We start from the raw sequence: 18,474 nt of genomic DNA, 5'->3' as shown, positions 1-18,474 counted from the left end.
AACAGCATGGGAGATCATTTTCTCCCATGCTTTTATGTAGAACCATAAAAGGAAAACCCATGAACAGAACAAGATCATCAAAACCACAGATATTTTTATTGCACTATGCCGGCGGAGACAGGAATTCCTTCCGCCCTTTAATAGAAGGGCTGCAATCCCATTTTCAGGTAGAAACTCCGGAACTTCCGGGAAGAGGTGACCGGATGGCAGAGCCTCCTTTAAAAAATAAACAGGAAGCCATTGCTGATGTATTGGAACAGATACAACGGGTAAGACAGAAAGATGTTCCGTATTTGATCTATGGCCACAGTATGGGAGCGATATTGGGGCTGGAAATTTGTCATGCGATGGAAAAAGAGAGTGATGCTCCCGTACATTTTGTTGCTACAGGGTATCCGGGCCCCGGAATAAAAAATACACCTCCTATTGCAGACCTTCCCAAAACCGAATTCTTTGCAGAAGTAAGAAAACTGGGTGGGATTTCCGATGAGGTAATGCAATATGAGGAATTATTAGACTTTTTTGAGCCAGTATTGAGAAGTGATTTTGGACTTTTGGAGAACAAAAGCAATCAGATTCCTGATATAAAAATACAGACACCCATTTATGCCATAATGGGGAAAAGTGAAAAATATGCACTGAATATAAGAAACTGGGCCAACTACACAGAAGCAGAATGTGAATGCCAGATTGTTAACGGAAACCATTTCTTTATCAATCAGAATTTCAACTATCTGTCGCAGGTCATTAAAAATCTTATGAATACTGCAACAGCTAAATGATAAAATATCATACTCACCCATAAAGCAAATCTATGCCTGGAAAAAAAGAACACGCGCTAACCTTTATCTATATCACAGTCCTGATTGATATTATTGGAATAGGAATTATCGGGCCGGTATTGCCTACCCTGATTACAAAACTGTCCAACGCAGACAACATAAGTATTACGGCTCAGTATATCGGCTGGTTTATATCCGTATATGCTTTAATGCAGTTTCTGTTTGCACCGGTTTTAGGAGGGCTAAGCGATAGATATGGACGCAGACCCGTACTTTTATGCTCATTATTAGGACTTGGAATTGATTATCTCATTCTTGCGCTGGCACCTGATATTGCATGGCTGTTTGTAGGAAGGGTCATCAATGGAATTATGGGTTCCAGTATGACAACAGCAGCAGCGTACATCTCAGACGTCAGTACCCCTGAAAAAAGAGGACAATATTTTGGAATAATGAGTGCCGTTGCCGGGGTAGGAATGATTATTGGGCCACTCATTGGTGGAGTTCTCGGACAATATGGAGAAAGAATCCCCTTTTATGCCGCTGCCGGATTAAGCTTACTTAATCTTGTTTATGGCTTTTTTGTGCTCCCGGAATCATTATCAGAAAGCAATCGCCGCCCTTTTTCCTGGAAAACTGCCAACCCGATTGGAGTCATGAAAAGCCTGGATAAGAAAATACTGGCCCCTGCATTTATCATTGCCTTTATTTTGATTGCTTTAGCAGGACATTCTGTACAAAGTTCCTGGAGTGTATATGTGATGGATAAATTTAATTGGAAAGAAGATATGATAGGCTATTCAATGGGATTTTTGGGGCTGCTGATGGTGGTCTTTCAGGGTGGTTTGATTGGGCTGTTTATCAATAAATTAGGGCAGAGGAAATCTGTCATTATTTTCCTGGCGTTCTTTTGTCTGAGTATGCTGTTATTCGGGATTGCTAATAAAGGCTGGATGATGTTTGTTGTCATAGCGATTTATGCCCTCGGCGGAATGGCATCCCCAATACTTCAGGCCATGATTTCCTCGAAAGTTCCGGATAATAAACAGGGATTATTACAGGGCGGACTTACCAGTGTTCTCAGCTTAACCTCTATTTTCGGGCCATTGCTGATGACATGGGTATTTGCTTATTTTACCTCTCCCCGGTCTCCCGTTTCTTACAGCGGTGCACCTTTTATTTTTGGAGCTATTTTAGCCGTAATTGGTAGCTTTTGTATATACATAGCTATGAAAAAAGACAAGGAATTGAAGTAAAAAATCAATCAAATGAAAGATAATCAGTTGTTTATTCTATGAAAGAACACTTTGATTATCCATTCGCTTCATCAAATCAACGGAGTTGATTTGATCTTTACCTCCTAAAGTCTACGGAATCAAGATAAAAACTTTGCGTCTAAAAAATAGAGTAAGTTTACAAACCAAACAGATCTCAAAGATCTGTTTGGTTTTTATGATTTATTGGTGAGATTATATCATTGAATAAGTTGTATGATATCCATCCTTAGCCTCCTAAAAATAAAACGCAATGAAAACTCTACGTCTAAAAAATTATAGAGTACCATTATTTAGCAATAATAGACAATAGAAATGCACTTAAGATCAATACCTTTGTGATTCTACATCTTTTTATTTTGGAAGAATATAAAAAACGGATTGTAAAAATTATACAATATATTGATGCAAATCTTGACGCTGACCTCTCTCTTGAAAAGATTGCAGAGATCAGTGCCTATTCTCCGTTTCATTTTCACAGAATATTCAAGCTGATAATAGGAGAGACCCTTCAGAATTTTATTATCAGAAAAAAAATAGAAAAAAGCGCTTTTTTTCTGGCGGTAAAGAAAGAGATGGAAATTAAGGAAATCTATCTTGATCTTGGATTTTCCAATCACTCTGTTTTCAGCAAAACCTTTAAAAAATACTACGGATTGCCACCATCCGAATTTCGCAGAACAGCTCCCAAAGCATTTCACAAGATTTTACAAACACAAAGCAAGAACGGACAAATTGATACGGTTTTCAGCGAATACATTTGCACTATTGAAAACCTGTTAAATTGGACAGCAATGAATTTAAAAATTGAAGTAAAAGAAATGCCGGAAATGAATCTGGCAGCAGTAATGAGCCTTGGAATTGCAAATGTAGAACATTCTTATAATGTGCTGATAGACTGGGCAAAGAAGAAACATCTGTTTCCACGGGAAGAGGTGAAAATGATCTCTGTGTATCATGACAGCTTTAAAGTCACCCCTCCCGATAAGGTCAGGATTCATGCCTGTATGCTTTTGGATGAAAAGTCAGAAGAACCAACAGGGGAAGTTTTTTCAGAATCTATAGAAGCTGGAAAATTTATTGTAGGAAGCGGTGAGGTTACCCTTAACGATTTTGAACAATGCTGGGTATCATTGTTTTTATGGATGAATGAACATAACTATTCTACAAGAAGAACGTTTCCGTTTGAAATCTATCATTCCAACTTTAAAGAACATCCGGAGGGAAAAATGATCGTGGACTTCTGTATCCCCATTCAGTAGTTAATACTGAATGTTTTAAACCGGAAGTAATGAAGATAATGGATATTGGTTATTATGACTAAAAGTAACTTCCAGCCTCCTTTCTTCCAGCGCCCAGCATTTTTTACCATTCAGTAACTAAAGAATGCCTTTCAGTAATATTTTTTTTACAGAAGGGCATTTGTCATAGTATTTTTGATCCAGAAATAATAACCATGAAAACACAAGGACATAAAATATTCTTCCTGATAGCTCTCATAACCTTTGCCCTGGGATATTCCCAGATAAAGATATCAGGAAAGGTAACCTATAAAAATAAAGGAATAAGTGAAGTAAATATTACCTTAAAAGATACTTATGACGGAGCGACTACAGACGCGCAGGGCAATTTCTCCTTCGAAACTTCAGAAAAAGGAAGCCATAAAATAACTTTTACCCATCCTAAATATGAAGACATTGAGAAAGAGATTGGTATTGAAAATCAGGATATAATAATTAATGCAGATCTTAAAGAGCAAATCAGTGAAATAGATGCCGTAGTGGTTTCTGCAGGTTCTATAGAAGCCAGTGACAGAAAGAGAGCAACGGCCTTGCTTAGTCCTCTTGATATTTATACCACTGCCGGGGCAGACGGACAGATAACATCGGCTTTAACCTATCTCCCTGGTGTGCAGAAAGTAGGAGAGTCTGAAGGTCTTTTCATCAGAGGAGGAACAGCTTCTGAATCCAAAATTTTTATGGATGGAAGTCTTATTAATAATTACTTTTCGAACTCTGTTCCCGGAATTGCAGGAAGAGATCAGTTCAATACTTCTCTTTTTAAAGGAAATATTTTTTCAAGTGGTGGATATTCAGCGTTGTACGGTCAGGCTCTTTCAGGAGCTTTAATGTTGGAAAGTGTTGATCTGCCAGATCAGAGTTCTTATAACTTCGGGGTTTCTCCTATTTTTCTGAGCGGTGGATTTCAAAAACTGGGAGAACAAAAAAATTATTCATACGGTGCCTCTCTGGGCTATTCTCTTCTGAGTCTTATGCAGAATGTTTTCCATTTTAATACAGACTTTATTGATGCTCCGCAGGGGCTGAACGGAGATGTTAATTTTAGATTCAAAACAAAATCAGGTGGTTTTTTTAAATATTACGGAATGTTTAACTCCAATAAAATGGGTGTAAAAACAGAAAGTCTGGAACCGGAATATGAGTTTGGGCTTGTGAGGCTAAAAGGTAAAACGATGTATCATAATCTCTCTTTCAGACAAAAATTCGGAAAATATCTTCTGAATGTAGGAGGTTCTTACTCTTATAACCAGTCAGATCTTAATTTTTCTACAGAGACCAACGAGATAGAAGATAATCACACAAAATTGCTGACTGATGGAAATTATGTGAATTTTAAAACGGTTCTTGAAAGAAAAATCAACAGAATCAGTGCTGTAAGAGGTGGTTTTGAACTGAATAATACCAATGAAAACCTGAACTTTGAAACTGTTCAGAAAAATTATAAGGATTTGATTTCCTCTGCATTCATAGAAACGGACCTGGGATTTAGCAATGCACTGTCTGCAAAAATCGGAGTAAGAGCAGAAAACTCATCTTATTTGGGTAAAAGTAATATAGCTCCCCGTTTTGCACTGGCATACCGACTTTCCGATAAATGGACTACCAATATAGCTTATGGAATCTTCTACCAGAATCCGGAAAGTAAGTATATCAATGGGCCGGCAGCTCTTGATTTTCAAAAATCACAGCATTATATTTTCCAGCTTTTGAAAAGCTCAGAAGGAAGAAGCCTACGTTTTGAAGCTTTTTACAAAAAGTATGATCAGCTTATTAAAACCTATAGTATTCTGCCTGGAAAACAACAGAACCAACAGATTCAGACCGCTCTGAATAATGATGGATACGGATATGCAAAAGGCCTGGAATTGTTTTGGAGAGACAATAAAAAGACATTCAAAAATATAGATTACTGGGTAACGTATTCCTTTTTAGATTCAAAAAGAGATTTTATCAATTATCCCGTAAGTCTGAAACCCGGTTTTGCCGCAGAACATACACTTTCGGCAGTGGTGAAAAGATTCATTCCGGAATGGAAACTGGGCGTAAATTTATCCTATACCTATGCTAAAGGTCGCCCATACTATGATATTGCTACAGAGCTTAAAAATGGAGAAGCTGTTAACTATACAAGAAATGAAGGCAGGCTTAAAGATTATAATGCTTTGAATATTAGCTTTAATTATGTTCCCAGTATCGGAAAAAAAGATGCAAAATCATTTACTGTCTTTGTTTTGAGTATTTCAAACGTTCTTGGATCTAAAAATGTATACGGATACAATTTTTCAACCAACGGATCAAGAAGTTCAGCAGTAGTTCCTCCAGTAAATACTTTTGTCTTTGTAGGGGCCTTTTTCAGTTTTGGAGTCGATAAAACAGAAGATGCCATCAATAATAACTTATAAAAACATAACTTCGAATAAATAATTAACCAACTTTAAAATTTGATATCATGAAAAAATACCTTTTAAGTTTTGCTTTAGTTTTAATGAGCTTAACTGCTTTTGCACAGACAGATTATGAAAAAGTAATGGCTGAAAAAATTGCAAAAATAGAAACCTGTAAAACCCCTGAAGATTTTCAGACACTGTCTAATGATTTCCAAAGAATAGGAAGTAAAGAAAGTTCGCAGTGGTTACCTCCATATTATGCTGCATTTTCTCAAATCCAAAAAGGAAGAGTGATGATGAGAAACGGCAATACTCAGGATCTGGATGGGGTGGCAGCACAGGCTGAAAAATATCTTGGTACCGCACAAAGTCTTGCCGGAGCAGATAATGCTGAGATTCACCTGTTGAAAAAGATGGCTTATTCTCTAAGAATGATGGTTAACCCGCAGCAACGTTTCATGACAGATGGAGCAAGAGCTTCAGAAGAACTCAGCAGAGCCGAAAAATTAGATCCTTCAAATCCGAGAATTACCCTTATTAAAGCTGAAGATATCTATTTTACACCCGAGCAGTACGGAGGAAGCAAAAGCAAAGGGGTAGAAATGTTTAAAGAAGCAATCACAAAATTTAATGCATATAAGCCTAAAACGTCTCTGGATCCGAATTGGGGAAGAGGAGAAGCAGAATACTTTATGAGTTTACCAACAGAAAATAAAAAATAATCTAATAGAGACTCCCAATAAGTCAAAAAATAAGACCTTGTAGTCTAATTATGAAAAAGCACCCTACCGCAAAGGTGCTTTTTAATGTTTTTATACAAATGGAAGGGTTATTTTCATTAAAATATTTGTTTTTCAATGAATAATTTATTGGGTAATATTTTTTGATTATTGAATTGTTAATTTGCCATCCGTGACACTCTATTGAGATATACCATTCAGGGATAAAAATGAACCCTTCGGTAAGAAATAGTTTTTGGTACCTATAATAAAAGCTAATTTTGAATCAAGAAAACGAATCATGAAGCGTAAAGATATTATAACAATGTTTTGGATCTCATTCATCGTCTCTATGTTTTTCTTTTTTGCCTTTACAGGAGAGAAAAATCTGGAAAACTTTGGACTTACTATTCTCATCTCATTATTGTATACCGTTGTGTTGGGAGGAGGAAATGGATTTTTGAATAATTTTCTCAACAAAAGATTTCCCTGGTCTGATGAAACCTCCAAAAGAGCAGTAATAAGTATTGTTTCCGTTATTGTTGTTAATATTATATTAGTCTATTTCTGTAATTATATTAATTTTATATTGATTCAGAAAGGAGCAACTACAGAAGAGTATTTTTCAGGGAAATATAATCTTGCCAATTGGTTTACCATCAATATAGCATTGCTTATTTCGGCCTTTCTTCATGCGAAAAGCTTTATGCAGGAACTGAAGAAGACTTCCAGAAAAGAAGTGGTGGAGCAGAAATTGATCGCAAAATCAGCCAATGCACAGTTTGAAAGTTTAAAAAACCAGCTGGACCCTCATTTCCTTTTTAATTCTTTAAATGTTCTGAGTTCTCTGATTGATGAAAATCCTCATCAGGCACAGAAGTTTACAGCTTCAATGTCAAAGATTTACCGGTATGTACTTGAACAGAAAGATAAAGAGCTGGTTACAGTGGAGGATGAAATAGAATTTGCCAAAACCTATTGTGATCTTTTAAAAACAAGATTCGAAGACAGTGTTGATTTTATCTTTGATGTTAAAAAAGAAGATTTCCGGAAATATGTAGTGCCTTTGTCACTGCAGCTATTGTTGGAAAACTGTATCAAACACAATTTTGCCACCTCTTCAAAGCCATTGATCATCAGAGTTTTTTCAGAAAATGATATCCTTTGCATTGAGAATAATTTACAGGTAAGGGAGCAGATCAAAGAAAGCTCCGGAATAGGATTGGCTAATATTGTGCAACGTTATTCTCTGCTTACTAAAAGGAATGTTTTCATAGAAAAGGCAGAAGATTATTTTAAAGTAAAACTTCCGATGTTGGCCAGTAAACCCAATATTGTCAGTGAACAGCCGGATAATGATCTTAAAGCTTATAAAAAAGCACAGAAGAGAATGAAAGAGATCAAAGATTTTTATATCAACCTGATTTCTTACTGTATTGTGATTCCCTTTTTGATCTTTATTAATTTTTTTACCAAAAGCACATTCCACTGGTTTTGGTTTCCGGTATTTGGCTGGGGAATTGGGGTAGCCACTCATGCATTTCAGGTGTTTGGAGTTGGAGAATCCTGGCAGGAAAAGAAGATTCGTGAAATTATGAATAATCAAAAAAATAATAACGATGGAAACATTTGACGAAAATGATATTCAATATCAGAAAGCTAAAAGATATGTTGAGAAATTAAGAGGCTTTTATGCCCATCTGTTTGTCTATATTGCCGTGAATGCAATGATTGTTTTTTACAATTATAACCAGCTGAAACCCGGAGAAAGCTATTTTCAGTTCAAAAATTTCTTTACGTTTACTTTCTGGGGAATCGGACTTGTAGCCCATGCAGCAGTCGTTTTTTTATCAAAAAACAGCTATCTGCATACCTGGGAAGAAAAAAAGATCCGTCAGCTGATGAAAAAAGAGAAAAGAGATCTGTAAGATCAGCAAACCTACAGAGTATCCAAACTGTCAGATTGCTGAAATAACAGATGATTTTCGTTCATATTTGAATAAACCTTCTAATATCAATCAAAATGACTGCTTTACAGACCCTATATGTAATGTCCATGGTTGCATGGTTTTTAAGCGAGTTTTTTTATAAAAACATGCTGAAATCCGGTAAAGACGATAAAAAAGACAAAGATAAATCTACCCTTAATATTCTTTGGCTGGCCATTCCTTTTTCAATTGCCGCAGCCGTAATGATTTCCAATTTATCAACACTGCCGATAGCTCATGGAAACTGGATCATGTATGTAGGAGAGACCTTCATTCTTATCGGTATTATTTTCAGGTTTATTATTATCAGATCTTTAGGGAGATATTTTACCGTAGATGTTACCATTAAAGAAGATCACAAAATAAAAAAAGAAGGGTTTTATAAATACCTGAGACATCCCTCTTATGCATTTTCTCTACTGACGTCCCTTGGATTGGGGCTCTATCTTAATAACTGGATGTCCCTGGTTTTTGCTTTTGTACCTCCGTTTTTAGCCTTTGCTTACAGAATTAAAATTGAAGAACAGGCTCTTGTAGAACGGTTTGGTGAGGAGTACATTACCTACAGAAAGAATACAAAGAAATTGATTCCATTTATTTTCTAAAGTTTAAAAAGTTCTTTTTTACCATTCAGGAAGCTTAATCTACCGTTCGGTAATATAAAATTGATTTGAGGCTCTTTTCCGACATACATTTGAATCAAGAAAAAAACAAATCAACCTTTAAAAAAAACAATTATGGAAACTTTTAATAAAGAAACAACTGCTTACGAAAGAGCATCAAAAAGAGTAAAAGAACTTAAAGAATTTTACGGGAATATTACTTCTTACTGTATTGTGATTTCCTTTTTAGCTTTTCTGAATCTTATAACTTCTCCGGGATATTTATGGTTTTTATGGCCCATGCTTGGATGGGGAATCGGAATTGCATTTCACGCTGTAAATGTATTTGGAATCGGCAAAAGCTGGGAAGAAAAGAAAATAAAAGAGCTGATGGCTGAAGAGAAAGGAAAAATTAAAACATTATAATACCATAAAAAAAACAATAGATCATGAATTATAATACAGCATACAACAGAGTTCAGCAATTAAAAAAGTTTTATAAAAACCTGATGTGGTTTGGCATTATATCCCTAATTATTCTAGGAGACGATTGGTTTAATGATGAACTGCGTTACCAGATATTTGGCGGGCATTTATTTTTAGGGATCTGGGCATTGATTCTGATAATGAAAGCCACTTCATTATTTATTTTTAATGATGAATGGGAAAAGGAAATTATAGAAAAAGAAGTGGGGAAAAATAAAAAAACAATAGATTTTTAAACCTGACTATTTTTTATCTAATTTTATTTGCCAAATTTTAAGAATAAAACTATCAACTTAATGATCAAAACCGTTATTATCGAAGATGAAAAACCTGCTTCAAGGAAATTAGAAAGAATGTTGAGTCATTTCTCTGATATTGAGGTTGTTGCTAAAATAGAATCAGTAGAAGAGGGGGTAGCCTGGTTTTCTGAGAACGAGCACCCACAGCTGATCTTTTCAGATATTGTTCTTGGAGACGGATTGTCATTCGATATCTTTGAAAAAGTGCCTACCAAAGGCTTTATTATTTACACGACAGCATTTGATCAGTATACCTTAAAAGCTTTTAAATTAAACAGTATCGATTATCTGCTGAAACCAATTCTTGAAGAAGATCTTTCAGGAGCTGTAGAGAAGTTTAAATCATTCATTCCCTCCAATAATGACATTGGATCCCAGGATATCAAGCAACTGATCAGAAAAGAAAAATCTGTTCTTTCAAGGGTTTTAGTGAAAATTGGTTATAACCTGAAAATTGTCCAGACGCATGAAATAAGTTGTTTTTTCAGTGAAAATAAGATCGTTTATCTTCAGACTGAAGACCGTTCTTATCCATCAGATTTTACCTTGGATGAACTCGAAGATATTCTGGATGAGAAAAAGTTTTTTCGGGTTAACAGGCAGTTTATCATCAATTCTGATTATATCAGAAATATCCATACCTCACCCTATTATAAAGTAGACCTTGAATTTCAGCCTCAGGAAGAAATTACCATAAGCCGGGACCGTGTCAAAGACTTTAAAGACTGGCTTGTAAGCTAACTCTAAAAAACTTAACCATGGAACTTATATTATTTCTTTTCAAGCTCTTTCTCGCCATTTTCTAGCATGATTATCGGGTATAAAAATCACTGGCAGATTTTGTGAACTGATGAAAAGCCGCTGTTATTTCAGTCTTATGCTTGTGAGTCAGCGGAAAAGGAACCATATGAGAATACTCAAATGGGAAATCCTTAATTTCAACCTCCACATTGATATTTCTGTAGCCTCCCTGTAGTGTATTTAAGGCTTCCATAGGTGGAGCAACGCTATCTTTTTCCAATACATAAGCCTTTATCTGGGATTGGATCTCATGAATTCTTTCCTCTCTTTCCCTTTGAAAATAATTGTAACGGAGCATCTTTTTGAACCAGCTTTCCTGCGGGTGGAGATCATCATCCTGATAATGCTTCAGCCTGTGATCAAACTTAAAATCAGAGCTTAGTAATTCTGTAAATACAGCCTGCATTTTAATCGTAGCCTGAGAATCCATGATGTATTTCGAAATCGGAAACATCCGGTCAATAGTCATGCCCCCACAAAAACAAAAAACTCTGGATTGAGTGAAAAAGCTATGAGGATCAGTCATTTTAATGATCATAGAGAGGAAAGAGCCTATGGAATATCCAAAAAGATCAAGGCTTGCATCCTGCGCAATGCTCTTGATTTTATCGGATTTAATATCTTTTACTACTTCAATGATATCAGAATAAGTCTGCAGTCCTGACCAGAAAATCCTCTGGGGATGCGCTTCCAATCTGGAACTTGTTGCAGCATTTACATATGAAAAATGAGTGTTTTCAGGATATTTTTCCTTTCTGAACTTTACAATCTCTGTCATCTGATGACGGTCACTCCAGATCGCCTCCGCCCGGTCCATGTGAAAGGCAATAGGAAAAAGCATGACTGCTTTACGGGTCTTCTGAGCCAATTCATAAGCCCATGGAAGGTACTTATCCCATTTCTTTTCATTAAGCCCATGGAAAAAGATGATACAGCCGTCAGCTGTTTCTATATCAGCCCTTTTAAGAATATGATATTCAAATTTTTTATTGCATTCAATATCAAAATCTTTAATGTCTATCGAAGGTTGATCATATACCGGATAGGCGTTTTCATTAATTTTCAGGGGCTGATGATGGGTAGGGCAATCCAGATTATCCGAGCCATGAAGCAGGTCCGAAGCTCTGGATTCAAAAGAAATAGATTCAATAGTAACGTTTAATTCTCCGATTTCCACAACCTCTTTTCCGGAATCAAAATGATTTTTCAAAACTTCATACAATTCATAATATTCCATAGCAAGATGATTGAAGGTTCATATTTAGAACTATGAAATTATGTAATTATTATGGTAAAGGATTGATATATAAAGGATAAATGTATTCCAGGCATAAGATCCGTGCAATAAACCCGAAACAGCTCTGCTTCGGGTGGATCTGGTGAATAGATCGTAACTTTATTCTTTTTTCTTTTCATCAGCAATGGTTCCATATTGCTGAACCATGACAGAAGTAAGTGCTGCAAGGATCAGACAGATAAAAAGATCAGATTTTTCCGGATGATAGATGGCCTGGTAAATATTATAGCCTAACAGCATAGACACAACAAAGATCAGAACGGTGTTGGCTGATGCATACTGATTGTGGGTAGTAGTTTTCATAATGATTTTTTTATTGTTATTTACCGGGTAAGTATGACAATTCAAAAAACGTTACAGAAAAATTAAAAAAAATAAAAATCTTCATTCTCATATCCCGAAACCCATACCTCTTCTACCTGTAATCAATTCTGTTAGAGTCAGTATCCTCAAGTTGTTTAAGAATAGAGTCCGGAATTTCATCACTGTCGATGGGGAAGCTGATGGAATCGGAAATAAAATTTTTCCGGTCTGCTTTCCGGAAGATTTCAAACAAGGCAATAGGCTCCTGGTTAAAACTTATGCAGGTGCTGATGAAATGGAGCTCGTGAAGCTTATAGTCTGGGTTTTTAAGCTTTTCTTTGCTGTCTTTTATCCTTGAAATAAAATGCCTTTGTCGGATAAAAGTATTGCTGTTCATAATGATAAAAACATAATCGGAGTAAGCGGTAACCTTTCCGAAATATTTGTGATGATCTCCACCGCTCCTTTCTATAAAATATTCTCCTGTAGTTTCAGACTTGTAAATTTCCATCGCTGAACGCCAGATCCGGTCTTCTTTGGCCTGTGTAGGGTTTTCCGGTAGATTTCTGTTATAAGAATACCAGCAGCCTGCCAAACGTTCTAGCAGAGCTGTATTCAGATTCACTTTATCCATATCAATTTTAAGGTCATTGAAATTGAAAAGCTCCGTATTGGAGTTGATGAAATCAATATAATTTGAATAGCCTAAAGCTTTCACAATCTGGCTTAATTTGGCAAGATTAGGCCGGCTTAAGAGGGCATTTTCATTCTGATTGAATTTCTTCAGCTTGTTAATTATCAGGTGTTCATAGAGATAATTGGTTCCCAAAAGGTCAGGTTTTTTCTTTATTTCCTTTTCTGAATGCTCCTGAATGATAAGGTCATTAAGTTCAGCACAGATATAAGACCATTCGGTTTTGGTCACATCTTCCCAATGGTTTTTCTTTAAAAAATGCTGACTCAAGAAATTCATCAGTTTTTCAAGATGCAGAATATCTTCCTTTTTCATACTTTGATTTTGTAAGACTAATTTAAGATTTTTATCAAACCAAATAAGATTTTTGAAAGATTTTTATATTTTAAAATCCATTGATATTTGAGTAGAAAAACAAAAGAAAAAACAATGGAAACAAGAATGATTTTAAAAGATGAGTCCCTTTGGACTAGGATTCAGGGATTTTCACTGGATGCTTCCGATGCTGATTTTCCTTTTTCGAAAAAGCTGGCAAAAGAAGAGAACTGGAGTCTGGATTTTACCAGAAAAGCTATTGAAGAGTACAAAAAATTTGTTTACCTCTGCTGTATCCTTCCCAAAGGAGCTTCCCCAAGTGAAATCGTAGATGAAGTCTGGCATATGCATTTGATCTACACTCAGAATTATTGGGAAGAATTTTGCCCGGATATTTTAAAAAGGCCCTTACATCATCATCCCTCAAAAGGAGGTTTTAATGAAAAAATGAAGCATCATCATTGGTTTTCAACTACTTTGAAAAATTATAAAGATGTCTTTCAGTCTGATGCTCCTCAGGATATTTGGTTCAATGGGGATGCGGTTGAAAATAAAAAAAGTAAGTCACGAATGTGGAAATGGATTCCGTTCCTGATGGTAATCTTAACGTTGAGTTCCTGCCTTGGAGAGGTGATCATTACCATTGGTTCCATATTTCTTTCCTTCGCAGGAATTATCATTTTTGGAGCAATCATAGCTTTCATTAAGCAGATTAAAGAGATTCAAGTTGAAAATAAAGAAAATCCCGGTTCAGATAGTGGGGGAAATAGTGGTAGTTGCAGCGGAGGGAGCAGTTGCAGTAGTGGAAGCAGCTGTGGCAGTGGTTGCGGTGGAGGTGGAGGATGTGGGGGCTGTGGCGGATAAAAATGAATAATTTAAAATAATAATGAATTATGAAAAAGCTAATCATCCATTCTGTCCCGGTTGTAATAAGTGGTCTATGGCTTGTTACTGAATGTAAAACATTCAATCCGATTACCCTAAAAGGACCTGATTTTTTAAAATTCTACCTGATCCTGGTTCTTGGATTCTACCTCTCCGTTTTTATTTTAAAATTATTTGCAGAAAGAGCTTCACAGATTACATTTTATTTTCTAATACTAATTGGCGGTTTGGGAATTGTCAAACTGATCCGGGGAATTATATTAGGAAAACCTGTTGGATTCTTAATTATGATTTTGATTGTGGAACTGATTGTAACGCTTTTGTTAACAACGTTTCCGCCCAAAGATGAGTTCAGAAAATAATTCCAAAAACAAACCCGAAACAGAAAATGCTTCGGGCTTGATGATATCATTAAGTATTGATGTTAATATAATCTGGCTGCTAAGAAATTACACCACTTCCAATCAGCTCTTCATCAATATACCATGAAGCGAACTGTCCTTCAGCGATGGCAGATTGCGGTTCTTCAAATTCAACATAAAAATCATTTTCAAACTGGTAAAGAGTAGCTTTCTGCAAAGACTGTCTGTATCTGAATCTGGCCATTACTTCCATAGATTCTCCATTTTGAAGTCTCATATCCTCACGTACCCAATGAAGTTCAGACTTGTCTATTTTTAATGCCTTTTTGTATAGTCCTGGGAAATGGCTTCCTTCTCCTACGAAAATAATATTGTTTTCCATGTCTCTGGAAACAATGAAACAGCTTTCTTTATGGCCACCAATTCCTAATCCTCTACTTTGTCCGATCGTGAAAAATTGAGCACCCTGATGCTTCCCAATAACTTTTCCGTCAGCTTTTTTATAATTGATCTTTCTGGATAAGAAGCTAAGTTCTTCTTCCTTGGTTGAAAACTCAGGAGCTACTTCAGCAAATAAAGGGGAATCTTTGAAAATTTCTACGATTTCTCCCTCGTTTGGCTTCAGTTGCTGTTGCAGAAACTGAGGTAAGCTAACCTTTCCAATAAAACATAATCCCTGGGAATCCTTTTTATCAGCCGTTACCAACCCGATTTCTTTTGCAATTTCTCTAACCTGAGGTTTGGTAAGTTCACCGATAGGGAATAAAGCTTTTGACAATTGATCCTGGCTTAGCTGGCAAAGGAAATAAGACTGGTCTTTATTATTATCCTTTCCTGCCAAAAGATGGAAGATTTCTTTTCCGTTTTCATCAACAGTAGAATCTACTCTTGCATAATGTCCTGTAGCCACCTTATCAGCACCCAAAGACATGGCGGTCTTCATAAAAACATCGAATTTGACTTCTCTGTTACATAAAACATCAGGATTCGGAGTTCTTCCTTTCTGATATTCATCGAACATATAATCTACAATACGTTCCTTATAAAGTTCACTCATATCAATTACCTGGAAAGGAATTCCAAGTTTTTGAGCCACCATAAGGGCGTCATTGCTGTCCTCAATCCATGGACATTCATCTTCTAATGTTACCGAAGCATCATTCCAGTTTCTCATGAACAAAGCCACTACTTCATGACCCTGCTGTTGTAGCAAATATGCTGTAACACTTGAATCTACACCTCCGGAGAGGCCTACTACTACTTTCATTGTATTTCAATTTTACGAAACTCTTAACGGGAGTTCTTAGTTTGACGCGGCAAAAATACAACTAAATAAATTCGTAAAAAAACCATAATTTTAAACATTGATAAAAACGATGTTAATATAAAAACACCATTAATAACGTTTTTTGAATGGTAAGAACAGACAAAAATGTGTTTATTTATACCTTACCTTAGAACAAAATAAAATATTTAATATGAAAAAGTTTATTATTTCCATGATGCTGATCGTTTCGGGATCTGCATTTTCCCAGGTTTCAATAGGTGCTCCGGTGCAGGAAAGCAATAAATGGACCTTTGGTGGAGGGATAGGTCTTGGATTCGGAAGCAACAGTTCATTTTATCTGCAGGCGTCTCCAAGAGTAGGATACCGTCTTACCGAAGATCTTGAAGCTGGAGCTGTGGGAAGTGTTTCCTGGCAGACCTCAGATTATTATAGATCCACGATGTTTGGAATAGGACCCTTCGCTAATTATTATATTGCACGTTCGTTTTATTTAAGTGCAAACTTCCAGCATTACTTCATCAATTATAAAGATAAATATTACGATTATAAATACAACCGGGAAGAAAATGCATTATATCTTGGTGGCGGATATATGCAGAGAATCGGGAATAATTCTTTTATGCAGATCGGTTTGATGTATAATGTACTTTGGAAAGAAAATTCAAGCGTATTTTCAAATGGTTTGGTCCCGAATATCGGATTTGTGGTGGGACTTTAAATAAAATTTAAAAAAGTAATGATATCAGAATAAGAACTCCGTTTTTCGGAGTTTTTTATGGATTAATGAAAAATAAAAAGGGTGTTTTTTGTTTCTGGTTTCGAATATTATTCATTTTTATGATCTCATGTTCACATTTTAGAAGCTTAAAAGTTGAGTGAAATCAAGGTTTTTTTCGTTTTAAAGGGAAATATTGCAAAAAAAATTAAAATGCAATTGATTAAATTTCAATAATGTAAGTGCTTATTAATTCACAAAGTGGTTAATTATTTAAAAAAAACACTTTGTGAACGTCCTATTTTTGCTAGTTTTACCCGATTTTTTAAAAAAAATATGAAGAAAACTAAAAACCTATTTTACCTCCTACTATTATTCGTAGGAGTAACCTCTTGTAAACAAGAAGAATTACTTGAAAGGGGAGATCAGCAAAAAGAATTCAGTCTTTTTCGATATGAAAACGAGAAACAGTCCAAAAGTTCTCAGGGAAGCTCATCGCTAGGGAGAGCTTATGCTTTAGATTTCCTGCAGGCCTTTTACTCTTATGATTTATTACATAGCACAAATTATACAGGGTTAAATGTCAAAGTTCCGGTTGGGGAGTCATATGTTAATTTCAGATTACATTCACAAGTAATTAAAGATGAAAAGGGAGATATCTTTATGTATTTTCCAACCATCAAGAATGAAAAAATTGATGAAATTTATTATGCCAGCATTAATAAACAAAATACACTATTAGGACTTTACAAATTAAAAAATACATCAAAAGGATATAGTGATATCGTTAAAGCTTTTGAAAATGCATATAAGCCTGCAGGAAATATAGCTTCTAAAAATGGTGGAGTTACTGACGTTGGAGAAGTTGTAATTACTGGCCCTTCAAACTCTTCAGATGATATGGGGATACTAACTCCGGGACAGTGCGAAATGTATGGCCAATGTAATAATGGCGGAGGCGGAAGCGGTGGCTCCAGTGGCGGCGGCGGCGGCGGAGGTGGTACTCCTGTACTTCCACCACCACCACCACCAACTGTTGCTATTTCAGACTTAGAGAATTACTTAAGCTGTTTAAATATCACTCAATCAGCTGATTTAACGGTTTATGCTGAGGAAATGTATGGCGGTCATGGAGTAGGGCATGCATTCATTTCAATAAAGCAAGGGAATAATGTGATGACTTATGGGTTTTATCCCAAATATGGATTCCCATCAAATGCATATGGAACAGGAGTATTCGGGGATGATGGCGGACATATTTATACGCATTCATGGAATGTAGGAACCATTTCTCCTACCCAATTACAACAGATTATTGCCGCTTCTAAAGCGTATTCTGCAAGTATTTATGATGTAGGTTTTAACAACTGTGCTGATTTTGCCCTGACTATGTTAGAGTATGCAGGAGTAAATACGAATGCTGCCGGAATTGATACTCCTAATACTGTAGCAAGGTTAATTGGCGGAACTGCTAAGCCAGGAACAGCTCCTTCTTCTAAGAAAACATGTAAATAAACCTCTATGAAAGGGCTTAAGATAATTTCTGTTATTTCTTTTTTACTGATTGGAGGAATTCAATTGCATGCAACAGTAAACCTGATTATGTTGCTGTTGTATATATATACATTGATACAGAATATTTTCTCGCCACCTCCGGTTTTGGACTCATCTTGGGAAAGCCTGTTGATTATTCCGATTATAGGAACAATCATTATATTTTTGTCATGCAAAAGATATACAGACAGATTTCTCTTATTAACATGTAGTGTAGGTTTGTTATTGACTCTAATTTTATTATCGGGAATCACTGATCCGGATAATTATACGAGAATCACATTTGGTTTTATTATTCCTTTTTTAGGGTTTATAATAAGCTCGTTGCTATTAATAGTTAAAATCTTCAAAACAAAAGAGGAAAGCTCTTTATAGAATACATTACAGGATAAGCTATATTTAAGAAGTCTTTCACTTATGTG

At 35.8% G+C, this 18,474-nt stretch carries 19 protein-coding genes; 15 read left to right on the top strand and 4 right to left on the bottom strand.

Features of this window, described 5'->3' with window-relative positions; all coding sequences use genetic code 11:
- Nucleotides 1-59: 59 nt before the first annotated feature.
- From WH267_RS06640 to WH267_RS06590, 11 genes are all read left to right on the top strand, one after another.
- Nucleotides 60-782 (top strand): thioesterase II family protein, encoded by a 723-nt coding sequence (locus WH267_RS06640; protein ID WP_165852158.1) that lies wholly within the window; start codon nt 60-62, stop codon nt 780-782.
- 32 nt (nt 783-814) lie between these two features.
- Complete coding sequence (locus WH267_RS06635) at nt 815-2,038, top strand: TCR/Tet family MFS transporter (protein WP_340006732.1); 1,224 nt, start codon at nt 815-817, stop codon at nt 2,036-2,038.
- A 377-nt stretch (nt 2,039-2,415) separates the two neighbouring features.
- On the top strand, nt 2,416-3,318 hold the full coding sequence (locus WH267_RS06630) for an AraC family transcriptional regulator (protein WP_340006730.1): 903 nt from the start codon (nt 2,416-2,418) through the stop codon (nt 3,316-3,318).
- 194 nt (nt 3,319-3,512) lie between these two features.
- A complete protein-coding gene (locus WH267_RS06625; protein WP_115968603.1) occupies nt 3,513-5,759 on the top strand; it encodes a TonB-dependent receptor in 2,247 nt (748 codons plus the stop codon).
- A 47-nt stretch (nt 5,760-5,806) separates the two neighbouring features.
- Nucleotides 5,807-6,466, top strand: coding sequence for a hypothetical protein (locus tag WH267_RS06620; RefSeq protein WP_115968601.1), 660 nt, complete (start codon nt 5,807-5,809; stop codon nt 6,464-6,466).
- 298 nt (nt 6,467-6,764) lie between these two features.
- Nucleotides 6,765-8,096: a 2TM domain-containing protein gene (locus WH267_RS06615; protein ID WP_115968599.1), complete on the top strand. Its 1,332-nt coding sequence runs from the start codon at nt 6,765-6,767 to the stop codon at nt 8,094-8,096.
- Nucleotides 8,083-8,391, top strand: a complete 309-nt coding sequence (locus tag WH267_RS06610; protein ID WP_340006727.1) for a 2TM domain-containing protein — start codon at nt 8,083-8,085, stop codon at nt 8,389-8,391. The genes WH267_RS06615 and WH267_RS06610 overlap by 14 nt, the downstream gene beginning before the upstream one ends.
- 95 nt (nt 8,392-8,486) lie before the next feature.
- A complete protein-coding gene (locus WH267_RS06605; RefSeq protein WP_340006726.1) occupies nt 8,487-9,056 on the top strand; it encodes a methyltransferase family protein in 570 nt (189 codons plus the stop codon).
- A 132-nt stretch (nt 9,057-9,188) separates the two neighbouring features.
- Nucleotides 9,189-9,479 (top strand): 2TM domain-containing protein, encoded by a 291-nt coding sequence (locus WH267_RS06600; RefSeq protein ID WP_115968593.1) that lies wholly within the window; start codon nt 9,189-9,191, stop codon nt 9,477-9,479.
- Between the two features lie 23 nt (nt 9,480-9,502).
- Nucleotides 9,503-9,775 carry a 2TM domain-containing protein gene (locus WH267_RS06595; protein ID WP_340006723.1) on the top strand — a complete coding sequence of 91 codons (273 nt, stop codon included), beginning with the start codon at nt 9,503-9,505 and terminating at the stop codon, nt 9,773-9,775.
- 60 nt (nt 9,776-9,835) lie between these two features.
- Nucleotides 9,836-10,579 (top strand): LytR/AlgR family response regulator transcription factor, encoded by a 744-nt coding sequence (locus tag WH267_RS06590; RefSeq protein WP_123320280.1) that lies wholly within the window; start codon nt 9,836-9,838, stop codon nt 10,577-10,579.
- A 70-nt stretch (nt 10,580-10,649) separates the two neighbouring features.
- On the opposite strand, the gene WH267_RS06585 is transcribed toward WH267_RS06590, so the two are convergent.
- From WH267_RS06585 to WH267_RS06575, 3 genes are all read right to left on the bottom strand, one after another.
- Nucleotides 10,650-11,876 (bottom strand): DUF6051 family protein, encoded by a 1,227-nt coding sequence (locus WH267_RS06585; protein ID WP_340006721.1) that lies wholly within the window; start codon nt 11,874-11,876, stop codon nt 10,650-10,652.
- A gap of 159 nt (nt 11,877-12,035) precedes the next feature.
- The gene (locus tag WH267_RS06580; RefSeq protein ID WP_123320609.1) at nt 12,036-12,239 is read right to left on the bottom strand and encodes a hypothetical protein; all 204 of its coding nucleotides are present in this window, start codon (nt 12,237-12,239) and stop codon (nt 12,036-12,038) included.
- 112 nt (nt 12,240-12,351) lie between these two features.
- Nucleotides 12,352-13,248, bottom strand: coding sequence for a hypothetical protein (locus WH267_RS06575; RefSeq protein WP_340006718.1), 897 nt, complete (start codon nt 13,246-13,248; stop codon nt 12,352-12,354).
- Between the two features lie 87 nt (nt 13,249-13,335).
- Between WH267_RS06575 and WH267_RS06570 the strand changes: the two genes are divergently transcribed.
- Both WH267_RS06570 and WH267_RS06565 read left to right on the top strand, forming a co-directional pair.
- The gene (locus WH267_RS06570) at nt 13,336-14,112 is read left to right on the top strand and encodes a glycine-rich domain-containing protein (RefSeq protein ID WP_340006717.1); all 777 of its coding nucleotides are present in this window, start codon (nt 13,336-13,338) and stop codon (nt 14,110-14,112) included.
- A 29-nt stretch (nt 14,113-14,141) separates the two neighbouring features.
- Nucleotides 14,142-14,495 carry a hypothetical protein gene (locus WH267_RS06565; RefSeq protein ID WP_115968581.1) on the top strand — a complete coding sequence of 118 codons (354 nt, stop codon included), beginning with the start codon at nt 14,142-14,144 and terminating at the stop codon, nt 14,493-14,495.
- A gap of 79 nt (nt 14,496-14,574) precedes the next feature.
- Here the strand turns inward: WH267_RS06565 and mnmA are convergent, their stop codons facing one another.
- Entirely contained in the window at nt 14,575-15,762 is a 1,188-nt protein-coding gene (gene mnmA / locus WH267_RS06560; RefSeq protein WP_340006715.1) for a tRNA 2-thiouridine(34) synthase MnmA, read from the bottom strand.
- Between the two features lie 211 nt (nt 15,763-15,973).
- Here mnmA and WH267_RS06555 point away from each other — a divergent pair, with 211 nt between their 5' ends.
- Together WH267_RS06555 and WH267_RS06550 are read left to right on the top strand one after the other, a co-directional pair.
- Nucleotides 15,974-16,501 (top strand): hypothetical protein, encoded by a 528-nt coding sequence (locus tag WH267_RS06555; RefSeq protein ID WP_115968578.1) that lies wholly within the window; start codon nt 15,974-15,976, stop codon nt 16,499-16,501.
- Between the two features lie 333 nt (nt 16,502-16,834).
- On the top strand, nt 16,835-18,013 hold the full coding sequence (locus tag WH267_RS06550; protein ID WP_340006711.1) for a hypothetical protein: 1,179 nt from the start codon (nt 16,835-16,837) through the stop codon (nt 18,011-18,013).
- The last annotated feature ends 461 nt before the right edge of the window (nt 18,014-18,474 follow it).

This window comes from Chryseobacterium sp. MYb328 (genome assembly GCF_037572595.1).
Taxonomy (GTDB): domain Bacteria; phylum Bacteroidota; class Bacteroidia; order Flavobacteriales; family Weeksellaceae; genus Chryseobacterium; species Chryseobacterium pennae.
The sequence above is the reverse complement of the archived record's forward strand: the minus strand, read 5'-3'. Positions and strand labels throughout refer to the sequence as shown.